Annotated in this window: 11 protein-coding genes; 2 read left to right on the top strand and 9 right to left on the bottom strand. The window is 34.0% G+C overall.

Going from position 1 to position 12469, the window contains the following annotated elements; genetic code table 11:
• Positions 1-277: 277 nt before the first annotated feature.
• The 3 genes from CLU83_RS05630 to CLU83_RS05620 form a co-directional block, all read right to left on the bottom strand.
• Entirely contained in the window at positions 278-694 is a 417-nt protein-coding gene (locus CLU83_RS05630) for a thiol-disulfide oxidoreductase DCC family protein (RefSeq protein WP_100430707.1), read from the bottom strand.
• 27 nt (positions 695-721) lie between these two features.
• The gene (locus tag CLU83_RS05625; RefSeq protein WP_100430706.1) at positions 722-1930 is read right to left on the bottom strand and encodes a TonB-dependent receptor; all 1209 of its coding nucleotides are present in this window, start codon (positions 1928-1930) and stop codon (positions 722-724) included.
• Between the two features lie 82 nt (positions 1931-2012).
• Positions 2013-4178 carry a DNA mismatch repair protein MutS gene (locus CLU83_RS05620; RefSeq protein WP_100430705.1) on the bottom strand — a complete coding sequence of 722 codons (2166 nt, stop codon included), beginning with the start codon at positions 4176-4178 and terminating at the stop codon, positions 2013-2015.
• Positions 4179-4358: 180 nt separating this feature from the next.
• Here CLU83_RS05620 and ung point away from each other — a divergent pair, with 180 nt between their 5' ends.
• The gene (gene ung, locus CLU83_RS05615; protein ID WP_100430704.1) at positions 4359-5030 is read left to right on the top strand and encodes a uracil-DNA glycosylase; all 672 of its coding nucleotides are present in this window, start codon (positions 4359-4361) and stop codon (positions 5028-5030) included.
• 6 nt (positions 5031-5036) lie between these two features.
• Here the strand turns inward: ung and CLU83_RS05610 are convergent, their stop codons facing one another.
• The 6 genes from CLU83_RS05610 to CLU83_RS05585 form a co-directional block, all read right to left on the bottom strand.
• The gene (locus CLU83_RS05610; protein ID WP_100430703.1) at positions 5037-5969 is read right to left on the bottom strand and encodes a transglutaminase; all 933 of its coding nucleotides are present in this window, start codon (positions 5967-5969) and stop codon (positions 5037-5039) included.
• 136 nt (positions 5970-6105) lie between these two features.
• Entirely contained in the window at positions 6106-7230 is a 1125-nt protein-coding gene (locus CLU83_RS05605) for an SDR family oxidoreductase (RefSeq protein WP_100430702.1), read from the bottom strand.
• 304 nt (positions 7231-7534) lie between these two features.
• Positions 7535-7909: a DUF5071 domain-containing protein gene (locus CLU83_RS05600; protein WP_100430701.1), complete on the bottom strand. Its 375-nt coding sequence runs from the start codon at positions 7907-7909 to the stop codon at positions 7535-7537.
• A gap of 44 nt (positions 7910-7953) precedes the next feature.
• Complete coding sequence (locus CLU83_RS05595) at positions 7954-8826, bottom strand: nucleoside phosphorylase (RefSeq protein WP_100430700.1); 873 nt, start codon at positions 8824-8826, stop codon at positions 7954-7956.
• A gap of 108 nt (positions 8827-8934) precedes the next feature.
• Positions 8935-9264, bottom strand: coding sequence for a translation initiation factor (locus tag CLU83_RS05590; RefSeq protein ID WP_100430699.1), 330 nt, complete (start codon positions 9262-9264; stop codon positions 8935-8937).
• Positions 9265-9342: 78 nt separating this feature from the next.
• Entirely contained in the window at positions 9343-10293 is a 951-nt protein-coding gene (locus CLU83_RS05585; protein WP_100430698.1) for an isopenicillin N synthase family oxygenase, read from the bottom strand.
• A gap of 172 nt (positions 10294-10465) precedes the next feature.
• On the opposite strand from CLU83_RS05585, the gene CLU83_RS05580 reads away from it, so the two are divergent.
• Positions 10466-12442 carry a thiamine pyrophosphate-dependent enzyme gene (locus CLU83_RS05580; RefSeq protein WP_100430697.1) on the top strand — a complete coding sequence of 659 codons (1977 nt, stop codon included), beginning with the start codon at positions 10466-10468 and terminating at the stop codon, positions 12440-12442.
• Positions 12443-12469 lie beyond the last annotated feature (27 nt).

Here is a 12469-nt window from a genome sequence, read left to right as displayed (position 1 = left end):
ATTTGGTTTCATTACAAAATTTTGGTTTAAATATAAAACAAAAAAAGGATGCTCACAGAAAGACATCCTTTTTCTTTTTAGACAAAAAAAACTAATCATCTCTTTTTATCAGAATTCATACAAAACCAGTTCTCGTTTAAACCAATAATTACCAACTCGAAAACAACTATGAAAGGGCGGTTTTTATAAACAACTCCTAATAAAAATTAACTTTTAAGATTAGTCAAATTTACAACAGCAATCCTGCTAAAGAAATGACATTTATCATGAAATCGAATTATTCCAAAAATTTTATTTTCAACTCGGGAGTAGGTATCATACAGCTTTCTTTTTTGCCATACCATTTATATCTGTTTTTAGCAATATAATCATAAAGTAAGTTGCGGATACCTGTTGGAATAATCCTAAAAACAGTTCCAAAATACCAAAAACTGCCAAGACTTCGTGCGATTTGAATAACTGCAGAAGATTTGTAATAATAAGCGACTCCTGGTTCATACAAAACAATACTGTCAATATTTGCTGGATTTACACCAATATGCTTAAGGATTTGCTGTCCCAGTTCAGATTGTAAGGCCACGAATCGGAACACATCTTTCCCGTCATGCTGAATCACAAACTGCACCGCCGAATTACAGAGATTGCAAACTCCGTCAAAGAGAATTATTTTTTTATTGTATGGGAGGTTTTGCATTTTTTTGGTTTCTCGAGAATCTTTAAATTACAGTTTTAAACTTTTTAATTCATTTACTGGCGCAGTAACATCTGAGCCTCCCCATTCTACAAGAGTAAATCCTTTTCGTTCCTGTTTTACTAATTTTTGTTCCTGAATTTTAATTTTTTCATCCAGACCGTAAAAATCCATAAAAATTCGAATTGAAGTATCTGGTTTTGGAAAAACAATATTTTTTGAAATAACATCATAATCCGAATTCACATAAAAATGAATGAAATTTGTTTCATTTTTCTCCAGAACAGGAAGCCAATATTGAACAAATTCATTGATTTCCAAATTATTTAAACCCATAATTTCAAGTTTTTCAATCAAAAAAACAGTCAAATCATTTTTGGAAACTACGAAACCTGATTTATATTGATAATGATTGTCTGAGAATTTTTGATTTCCATCCCAAAATAGAGAATTATAAAATCGTTTTGTTTTTTTTTCAAAAATACGGCCATCAGGATAAGCAGTAACCTCCCAATTTGATTCATATTTAGGGAACGTAGTTAATAATTTACCATTAAAATCAAGAGAAAAAGTTATATCTGTTTTTTTAGTTGGATATAGGTAAATAACTGGTTTTTCAATGATAATTTCGTTAAGAGTCCGTTTTTTTAAAACTATATTTGGAATAGTCTGATGCGTTGCTTTAACTGTTAAAGATCTAAATCCTTTTTTTGAGAAATTTATAAAATCATTTTTACCAACATTTATTTTGTAACTACCCAATGAATCAGAGTAGTAAGCTTCTCTTTTGGTAAGATTTGAAATTATTACATTTGAAATGTGTTTATTTTCAATGTCTGAAATAACCCCTGAAATTATTAAGTCATAATGATTTATATCTTCAGCACTATCTTTAGCAATGTCTTTTAAAAGTTTCTTATATCTGTTTTTTGCAGACTTTCTAAGCGTAATAACTATTACACCATCTGTTCCTTTGTCTCCATATTTTTCTTTTGCAGCAACATCTTTCAGAACATCAATCTTTTCAATATCTTCTGGTTTGATGTCAGCAAGTGAACTCACCGAATTATTGAAAACAATTCCGTTTACAACATACAGCGGATTTTTCTCCTTTGCACATAATTGAGTATATAAATGCTTTGCCTGAATAGCTGTTGCTTCTAAATCTTCAGTTTGAGCTTTAATCTGCGTAGTGCTGATTGCTATAAGCAGAAAAGTAATTATTTTTAAATTTCTCATTTGAACGATATTTAAATAACTTCAATGCTAAATTACTAAATATCTTACAGTTAATTTTTAAATCATTGTTATTTATTCAAAATCATTTTTTTCCAGCTTCTACAAATTCTAATTCATCCAAACTTACCTTCGAAGTAAATAGTCCATAATTGACCACAGCTTTGTTTTTCTCAATCTTATCAATGCTTCCAACAGATTTTCCGTCCAGCATTCTCACTCGGTCACCAACTTTCAAGGTAACTTTTGGTTTTTCAACAACAGGTTTTAGTTTCTTTTCTTTCTTTTCAATTCGGATTTCCTCGACTTTAATTTCAACTTCTTTGATAATTTCTTTTTTCTTTTCTACTATTGCTTTAGCCTCTTTCGGAGTTGCTTTTTTGCGTTTCGAATTTTCTATTTCGATGATTTTCAAAAATTCGCCAATCAGGTCTTTTTTGTTTTTATTATTGAAATATTTCTCGGCAATGTCTTCAATTTTTTGGCCAATGTAAATTGTCTTCTGGTTGCTGTCGTATAATTCTTGATAGCTTTCGAGTTTTTGTTTGATTTTGACATTGATGTTTTCCATTTTCTTGCCTTCCTCACGTGCTCGAGTTTCTTCTTCTTTTAGATTTAATGAAGTTTTCTCAAGCTTAGAACGCTCTTTTTGAAGTGTGGCAATGGTTTTATCAAAACGTACTTTTCCTACCTCAATTTTCTTTTTAGCACGATTGATTAAACTAAATGGAATTCCATTTTTTAAGGCAACTTCAAATGTGAAAGAACTTCCCGCTTGCCCCAAAGCCAGTTTATACATTGGTTCTAATGATTTTTCATCAAACATCATGTTTGCGTTGGTTGCATAAGGTAGTTCGTTCGCTAAAATCTTAAGGTTTGAATAATGAGTTGTAATCAACCCAAAAGCTTCTCTATGATAAAACTCTTCCAAGAATATTTCTGCCAAAGCGCCACCCAATTCAGGATCGGAACCTGTACCAAATTCATCAATTAAGAACATCGTTTTTTTATTGCACTTCTTCAAAAAGTAATTCATGTTCTTTAAGCGGTAACTATAAGTACTTAGATGATTTTCAATAGATTGATTGTCTCCAATATCTGTCAATATTCTATCAAACAGAAACGTTTCACTGCGTTCGTGTACAGGAATCAGCATACCCGATTGTAACATCAATTGCAGTAAACCAACAGTTTTCATCGAAATGGTTTTACCTCCGGCATTAGGTCCAGAAATAACAATTATCCTATTTTCCTGACTTAATTCTATAGTTTGCGGATGCGTAATTTCCTTTTTTTGTTTGTTATTCAAATACAAAATCGGGTGATAGGCATCTCTGAAATAAAGACGGCGCTCCTCAGTAATCGTTGGCAAGATTCCGTTTATTTTATTGGCATATTTTGCTTTACTCGCAATCACATCAATATCGCTCAAGAAATCCTGATACTGAATCAGCAATGGCAAAAACGGTCGAACAGCATTAGATAATTGTTTTAGAATTTTAGTGATTTCTTCTTTTTCCTCATATTCCAAATTACTGAGTTCACGAGAATATTTGAGAGTATTTTCGGGTTCTATATAAGCAATACTTCCTGTCTTGGAACTTCCGAGAATCGAACCTTTCACTTTACGGCGGTACATAGCCAATACGGCCAAAACACGACGGTTTTGAACAAAACTCTCTTTGATATCATCCAAATAGCCCAAACTATTATATTGTGTTAAAGCTGAAGCAAAACTTTGATTTACTTTACCGCGAACCAAATTCATTTCACGGCGTATTTCCTGCAATCGGGGAGAAGCATTATCCTTTATTTCTCCATATTTATCGGCTACAGCATCTACAAGCGTAATAATTTCTTTGGTAAGCTGAATACCGGAGCTTTTGGCACAAAGGTTTGGATAATAATCATTGAATTTATTTAAAAACGCTAACAGTACATTTGTCGTTTCTGAAATCGTCGCAATTTTTCTAAAACTGCCGACTTCCAAAAAACTGTCTTCGATAGCCAGAAATTTTATTTCGTATGTTATGGCATCAAAACCGTGATTGGGAATTGCATTATTATTTTGAAAAGACGAAACATACTCAGACGTTTGCAATAATGCGCTCATCAAAGTCTCTTTGTCTCTAAAAGGAGTTATTTCTAAAGCTTTTTGTTTTCCTATGTCGGTATTGCAAATTTCGGAAATCGTTTCGAGAACTGTAGGAAATTGCAGGTCTTGTAATGTTTTTTCGGTAATGGAGATCATTTATTAAATTGATTTTACGCTACAAAAATAAGGTTATTTAAGAAAGAAACATAACCTTATTTTGCAGAGATTATGAGAGTAAAATCAAGTAAATTTGATTTCATTAATAGTTATTTTGTTTTAATCATTTTGCGAATCTCTTTAAAATCTTCGTTTATCTTTGTGAAATAACTTTTGAATATGAACCTCAACTTAATTCCTTCCTGGCAATCAGTTTTATCTGATGAAATTCAGAAACCATATTTTGATGAATTGATGAAAGCTGTTGACGAAGAATATAAAAATCATATTTGTTTTCCTCCAAAAGAATTGATTTTTTCGGCTTTCAATAATTGCTCTTTTGAGAATACAAAAGTGGTAATTATTGGTCAAGATCCTTATCATGGCGCTGGAGAAGCTAATGGTTTGTCTTTTTCGGTAAATGATTCAGTGAAAATTCCTCCTTCGCTACGTAATATTTTTAGAGAATTGAATGATGATTTAGATTCGATTTTTATGCCCACAACAGGAAATTTAGAGCGTTGGGCAAAGCAAGGGGTGTTGCTTTTGAATGCTTCACTTTCTGTTAAAATTGACACACCAAATAGTCATAAACATTTAAAATGGGGAACTTTTACCGACGCTGTTATTCAAAAAATTTCGGATGAAAAAGAAAATGTGGTTTTTATGTTATGGGGAAGTTTTGCGCAAAAAAAAGGTGCAAAAATTGAAAGAGAAAAACATTTGGTTTTAGAATCGGGGCATCCTTCGCCTATGAGTGCGAACCAAGGAAAATGGTTTGGTAATAAACATTTTAGCCAGGCGAATTTGTATTTGATCAAAAATAATTTAGATAAGATCAATTGGTTGTAAATTTATCTATTCCAAAGTCAAGGCTCCCAATATTTCTTCAGACATAAAAGGGCCTCCCGGATATTTGGCTGTATAATCTAGATTTAACCAGACTTGACCGTGTTCATCAATGTGATAGTTGAGCTGTTTTTTATGGCTTTCTTCTGCAAATAATACATTTTTGATGAGATAGTTCACTTTTTCAAGATCACTTTTATTTCCTATTAAAATTTCGGGATAGATATGGCCTTTGGTATGAATCAGTCTGGGAGTACCTCCAATGGATTTTATGCTGGCCGCCATCAAAATGGAATGGTCATCGCAATCTCCCGAAAAATAGAGTAAAGATTCATGGGCTGAGGCGATATAATCTCCGTTTTTTGGGTCGTTTACATAATGCCAACGACTATTGATTTCCTTGAAAACAGCAAAACACTGAATTAAATTTCGATAATCGGGATAACCTCTAACACCTTTAAAATTCTTGGTCGTAGTCATTATGGCAAAGTTGCGAACCTTCGAATTCTTGAATTCTATTGCTCTTAAAATCTCATCCTTATTTGGGAATGGCAGTAATTTGGCAACAATAATATCCTGCGGAAATGGATTGTTGTTCATTGAATACAGCATCGAATTGTAATCCTCAAAAACAGAATTAAAGGTAAAACTGCCAAATAAGCTTCCATAAATGAGTACCAAAATATAGAGTGACAGGCAAATTATCATTATAGTCCTCAATGCGTACAAAAAGCAAAAAACTACAGCAAAAACGAAGATAAAAAGCAGAATTCTATCCAGATTAAAATACCACCCTGGGTCAATCAAGTTTTGGTGAAATACTATAAATGAAGGAATAGTAATTAAGATACTTAAAAAAAAGATAACAAATCTATCCCAAGGTTTTTTCAACTGAAACTTGGACCTCACCAGATAAAAATTCTCTTTGTTAAGTTGTATCATAATACCCTAAAGCTGGGGCTTGAATTGCTTTTTGTAAAAGTACTTTTTTTTTAAGAGTTTCTAAGACTCTTAACAGCTAAGTTTCTAAGTTTTTTTAGTCTTAGCAACTCAGAAACTTAGTATCTCAGCAACTTATTTACACATTGATATCCTTAAAATCATTCAAAATAGCATAGCGAATCATATTGGTAAACGCTTCACTGTCCAATTTTGGAATTTCAAGAATCGAATTCAGCAAAGTGGTGTCGTATTCGTTTGGATTGGTAATAAAATAAGGTTTTAAATGCTTACCGATGCTCTCATAATATAACTTTTCGATGGTGTTTTTATATTTGAAATCCAGCGGATTTTTGATTAAAGTAAAATTGGTATAACCCACTTCTTTCATAATCAGCTGCAGGCCTTTTACAATATTGAAGCTTTTATTGTTTACAATGTTCAATTGTTCGATATCATCACGCTCGAAAGTGTTTACAATTACTCTAGCCACATAATCTACCGGAATAATATTCAAACCTGTTTCCTCGTTAATGATAAAGCGAACGTTTTCCTGTTCTCCTTTTCGCTGTGAGGTAAAGTGAAAAAACTTAGCCAAAAGATAAAAAACCATATATTTTGGAATAAAATAAGGGCTTTCGGTTCCCAGCATTTTGCCACCAATTACGCTTGGTCTCAAGATTTGAAAAGGCAAGCCCAAAGCTTTACATTCCTGAGCAATGAAATTCTCAGAATGGAATTTGGCATCCTCATACGCATTGCGATGTTCTGGAGCAAAATCCAAATTATGGAAATCATTATCAATCAATCCTCTTCTGATTCCTGACGAAAATGCAGTTCCTATGTAAATGAATTTCTTGATAAAAGGATGAAAAATCTTGAAAAGCGATTTAGTTATCTTGGCATTTTCGTCAAAAATTCTTTCTTTTAGGTTCACATCAGTAGATAAATTAACGTAACCCGCAGAATGGATAAAGTAAGCTCCTTTTATTTTTTCGGAAAAAGTGTCCTGAAGATTCGCTAAATCTGAATCTATGATTTCGATATATTGATGTAGTTTTTCTAAACCGCTTTTTCTCAAAATCTGTGGCGTATAATCACTGGTCAAAAGCTCGTTGATACGGTCTAATGCACCAACTTTTCCTTTGTTTCTGGCAATTACAAAAAGTTTTCCGCCATTGTTTTGCTTGATAAAAAGTTCCAGAATGTCATACATAATATGCGATCCCAAAACTCCAGTTGCGCCGGTAAGAATTATTTTCATTGTTGTGTTTTTCAAAATGCAAATATAGCTTTAAAAAAAAAGAATTTTACTATTTAAAAACATCTTAGAATCTAATTTTGTTGCAAAACATTAATCTAATTCCGATTATTTTTTGGAGCAGAAAGATTAGGTTTTTTTGTGAATATCGTCCCGCTTTCCGTTACAATCTTATAAGCCGAACCCCAGCTTATAAGGATTTTCACTGCAATCGGGGCTAAGGGAAGAGGTTTTGTTTTTCATCATTATTTTAAAAAAAAATCAATAATCAAAATTAAGTCGATTTCCTAAAATCAATTATAGCAGTTTACCAGCCTTTTTTCTCTATCAATTCTTTTGCAATTTCATCTAATTCTTCAACTTTTTCTAAATTGGTAGGATTTAATCCAATTCTTTTGATTTCGGATATTAAACGATTGTCATCAATCCCTTGTCCAAGATTTAATAGTATCCAATATTTCCAAAGATTATCATTAGTTTTAAAAATATCTAAAATTTCATTCTGAATATCTTTAACGTGTTTTTCAAAATATAATCTAATAGGATAGAAAACCGGCCAGTTTCCATCTTGCATCCATTCTAATAAAACAGGAACTATTAGCCGTATTTCATTAATCGAATATTCATTCAACTTCTCAGCTGTTTCAATATCAAATTTATCTTTTGGTATGAGTTGCTTCATAGGTTTCGTTTCCAAGCTATATCTGCTAAAGAGCTAATTAATGTTTATTTCTCTGCTAATTTCTCCAACGTATATTCAATCAACTCATCCACCGCTTTGTAAGGATCACTGCTGAAAGTTCCGTTAGCACGATTGGCAATAATAGCATTCAGCGACAAAGCTTGATGTCCTAAAAGAGCCGAAAGTCCATAAATCGCTGAAGTTTCCATTTCGAGGTTGGTAATTCGGTTTCCTTCAAAAACAAAATTATCCATTTTTGAATTTAATGCTGGATCTTGAATGTTCAAACGCAAAACACGTCCTTGCGGCCCGTAAAAACCACCTGCAGTTGCGGTAATTCCTTTGTGCATTTTGTCACTTTCTATTCTTTTTTCTAAAATAGGAGAACACGGAACAACAACAGGCGTCCCTTTTTTCAAATCCCAATTGGTGTGTTCAATAAATGCGTTTTCCATTTCAACATTCGAAACAGCATCAACCAAATAGGAGCGGAGCATATTGTCGAGCCCTAAGCCAAATTGCGACATCACAAAACTGTCTACAGGAATATCAGCATGCAAAGAACCCGAAGTTCCAATTCGGATGATGTTTAATGAAGTTAGCTTTTCTTTTGGTTTTCTGGTTTCCAAATCGATATTGACAAGCGCGTCCAATTCATTGATGACAATATCAATATTATCTGGACCAATTCCAGTGGACATCACGGTTAAGCGTTTGCCTTTAAAAGTTCCCGTTTGAGTTTTGAACTCTCTTTTTTGAGTAGTAAACTCGATGGAATCAAAATGTTTGGTAATTTTTGACACCCGATCTTGATCCCCCACAAAAATAATATCGTGAGCAATGTGTTCGGGTTTCAAGTTTAGATGATACACGCTCCCGTCAAGATTGAGTATTAATTCAGATTGTTGTATAGCCATTTTAAAAAAGTTTTTAAGAATTTAAAAATTTGAGGGATTAAACGTTTTAGAAAGTTTAGGCTTAAAACTGATTTAAACTTTTAAACCTTTTTAAACTACAAACTTTTCCTATCCTCCAACGCGTTTTACCTTAAATCCTTTTTCTTTCAAAATAGCCATTATTTTATCGCGATAATCACCTTGAATAATAATCGAATCATCTTTGAAAGTACCGCCAACGCTTAATTTGGTTTTGATTTCTTTGGCTAAGATTTTAAAATCCTCATCAGTTCCTTCGTAACCTTCGATTATAGTGGTGGCTTTTCCTTTTCTTTTTTCGAATTTGCAGATCATAGGTTCTTTTTGAACATACAGTTCATGCGGTTCGTTTTCAACTGTCTCTTCGGGAGACATTTCGTGATCTGGGAAAAGATTCTTTAATTGGTCTTGTAAATCCATTTTTTTTCAAATTATATAAAAAACAAAATCCAAATCCCAAACGCAAAGCTTTGGAATTTGGATTTTAAAATTTGGAACTTATTTTTTTATTAAACCTAAATCAACTAGGCGCTCATATAAATAGTCTCCAGCAGTAATATCCTCGAATTTCTTAGGATTTTCGGCATCAATGCAGTTCTCTAAACAATCCAATTTCATATCACTTACCGGATGCATAAAAAACGGAATAGAATAACGTGACGTTCCCCATAATTCTCTCGGTGGATTTACCACTTGATGAATCGTGGATTTTAGTTTGTTATTGGTATGACGCGATAACATATCGCCAACATTTATTACCAATTCATCTGGCTCTGCAACAGCATCAATCCAATCACCATTATGGTTTTGCACCTGTAATCCTTTGCCTTGAGCACCCATCAATAGAGTAATAAGGTTGATGTCGCCATGTGCTGCTGCACGGATAGCATTTTCAGGTTCGGATGTAATAGGAGGGTAGTGAATAGGTCTTAGAATTGAATTTCCGTCTTTGGCATATTCGTCAAAATAGAATTCATCCAATCCAAGGTGCAATGCCAAAGCTCTTAATACATAAACTCCAGTTTTTTCAAGCATTTGGTAGGTTTCTTTACCTACAGCATTAAAACGGGGCAATTCTTTTACGGCAACATTTTCAGGGTATTCAGAAGCATATTTGGAATCTTTGTCTACATATTGTCCAAAATGCCAAAACTCTTTTAAATCACCTTCTTTTCGTCCTTTGGCATGCTCTTTTCCAAAAGAAACATAACCTCTCTGTCCGCCAATTCCAGGAATTTCATAGCTGTGTTTTGTTTCTAATGGCAACGAAAAAAAATTCCTGATTTCGCCATACAATTCATCAACTAATTGATCATTTAAAAAATGCCCTTTGAGTGCTACGAAGCCTATATCTTCGAATGCACTTCCGATTTCATTTACAAATTTTTGTTTACGTTTCGGGTCGCCCGAAAGGAAATCACGCAAGTCAACACTAGGAATGTTTTGCATATTATGTCTGTATTTAATACTTTAGAAGCCTAAAACTTCGTAACCACAAATATATAGAATAAAATAATTAACTCTTTTTAAAATTTATTCAAATTTATAATAAATACAACATTTAGCCGTCATACTGTTATATTTATCTATATTTGAAATACACTATAAATACCCCAAAAAAATGAACTTTGACCGAAAAAATCTCTCGAACGATACCTTATTAAATCTCTATAAAAAAATTCTGAAACCCCGATTGGTCGAAGAAAAAATGCTAATTCTAATCCGACAGGGAAAAGTGTCCAAATGGTTTTCTGGAATTGGACAGGAAGCTATCGCTGTAGGAGTAACCGCCATTTTGGATACTGATGAATATATCCTGCCAATGCATCGCAACCTAGGTGTGTTTACCGGAAGAGACATACCATTGCAGCGTCTTTTTTCACAATGGCAGGGCAAAGCCAATGGTTTCACCAAAGGAAGAGACCGAAGTTTTCACTTTGGGACACAAGAGTATAAAATTATTGGAATGATTTCACATCTGGGACCTCAGCTCGGTGTTGCCGATGGAATAGCATTGGCCAATAAATTACAGAAAAACGGAAAAGTAACCGCGGTTTTTACCGGTGAAGGAGCAACAAGTGAAGGTGATTTTCACGAAGCTTTGAACATTGCGTCGGTTTGGGATCTGCCTGTTCTGTTTATCATTGAAAATAACGGATACGGATTATCCACACCAACAAACGAGCAGTACCGCTGCGAAAATCTGGCTGACAAAGGAATTGGTTACGGCATCGAAAGTCATATTGTTGACGGGAATAATATTTTAGAAATTTTTAATCTGCTAACCGAATTAAAAGCATCAATGATTGAAAACCCCCGTCCAATTTTATTAGAATTCAAAACATTCCGAATGCGAGGTCATGAAGAGGCGAGCGGTACTAAATATGTTCCGCAGGAATTAATGAATTTATGGGCCTCCAAAGACCCCGTAGACAATTATAGAAGCTATTTATACCAAAACGGCATTTTAACTGCAGAATATGATACGGAAGTCCAGCAAGAAATAAAAAAAGACATTGATGAAAGCTGGGCTTTAGCAAATGCTGAACCAGAAGTAGAGCCTACTTATGAAGAAGAACTAAATGATGTTTACAAACCCTATGTTCATGAAGAGTTTCATCCGAATGCAGAAGTTGAGAATATCCGCTTTATAGATGCTATTTCAAGCAGTCTGCGCCAATCGATGGAACGGCATGAAAAGTCAGTTATAATGGGGCAGGATATTGCCGAATATGGAGGCGCTTTCAAGATAACGGATGGCTTTGTCGCTCAATTTGGCAAAGAACGCGTTCGGAATACACCCATTTGCGAAAGTGCTGTCGTTTCTACCGCGATGGGATTGTCTATTAACGGATACAAAGCTATTGTAGAAATGCAGTTTGCCGATTTTGTTTCTACAGGATTTAATCCAATAGTGAATTTATTAGCCAAATCACATTACCGCTGGTTAGAAAAAGCCGATGTAGTAGTTAGAATGCCTTGCGGTGGCGGCACTCAAGCCGGACCTTTTCATTCCCAAACCAATGAAGCATGGTTCACCAAAACTCCAGGTTTAAAAGTTGTTTATCCTGCATTTCCATTCGATGCGAAAGGTTTGCTGAATGCTTCCATCAATGATCCAAATCCCGTGCTTTTCTTTGAACACAAACAATTGTACCGAAGTTTGTCGCAGGACGTCCCAACCCAATATTATACCATTCCATTAGGTAAAGCCGCTTTGCTCAGAGAAGGCAATGATGTTACCATTATATCTTTTGGCGCAGCAATACATTGGGCTTTGGAAACATTAGATAAAAACACTGATATAAAAGCCGATATACTGGATTTAAGAACCTTACAACCATTGGATACTGAAACTATATTTGCCTCCGTTAAAAAGACGGGAAAAGTGATTATTTATCAGGAAGATTCTATGTTTGGCGGTATTGCAAGCGATATTTCGGCATTGATTATGGAAAATTGTTTCGAATATTTGGATGCTCCTGTAAAACGTGTAGCCAGTCTGGATTCTCCGATTCCGTTTACAAAAGCTCTCGAAGATCAATATTTGCCGAAAGGCCGATTCGAAAAAGAATTAAAAGCTCTTTTAGAATATTAACTAAAAACAATAAAAAACATTCGGGCG

Origin of the sequence: Flavobacterium sp. 1, assembly GCF_002797935.1 — a bacterium.
Taxonomy (GTDB): Bacteria; Bacteroidota; Bacteroidia; order Flavobacteriales; family Flavobacteriaceae; genus Flavobacterium.
The sequence above is the reverse complement of the archived record's forward strand: the minus strand, read 5'-3'. Positions and strand labels throughout refer to the sequence as shown.

Coding starts and splice junctions, on each gene's coding strand:
- CLU83_RS05630 (WP_100430707.1), bottom strand. CDS start 694: ATGCAAAACCTCCCATACAATAAAAAAATAATTCTCTTTGACGGAGTT.
- CLU83_RS05625 (WP_100430706.1), bottom strand. CDS start 1,930: ATGAGAAATTTAAAAATAATTACTTTTCTGCTTATAGCAATCAGCACT.
- CLU83_RS05620 (WP_100430705.1), bottom strand. CDS start 4,178: ATGATCTCCATTACCGAAAAAACATTACAAGACCTGCAATTTCCTACA.
- ung (WP_100430704.1), top strand. CDS start 4,359: ATGAACCTCAACTTAATTCCTTCCTGGCAATCAGTTTTATCTGATGAA.
- CLU83_RS05610 (WP_100430703.1), bottom strand. CDS start 5,969: ATGATACAACTTAACAAAGAGAATTTTTATCTGGTGAGGTCCAAGTTT.
- CLU83_RS05605 (WP_100430702.1), bottom strand. CDS start 7,230: ATGAAAATAATTCTTACCGGCGCAACTGGAGTTTTGGGATCGCATATT.
- CLU83_RS05600 (WP_100430701.1), bottom strand. CDS start 7,909: ATGAAGCAACTCATACCAAAAGATAAATTTGATATTGAAACAGCTGAG.
- CLU83_RS05595 (WP_100430700.1), bottom strand. CDS start 8,826: ATGGCTATACAACAATCTGAATTAATACTCAATCTTGACGGGAGCGTG.
- CLU83_RS05590 (WP_100430699.1), bottom strand. CDS start 9,264: ATGGATTTACAAGACCAATTAAAGAATCTTTTCCCAGATCACGAAATG.
- CLU83_RS05585 (WP_100430698.1), bottom strand. CDS start 10,293: ATGCAAAACATTCCTAGTGTTGACTTGCGTGATTTCCTTTCGGGCGAC.
- CLU83_RS05580 (WP_100430697.1), top strand. CDS start 10,466: ATGAACTTTGACCGAAAAAATCTCTCGAACGATACCTTATTAAATCTC.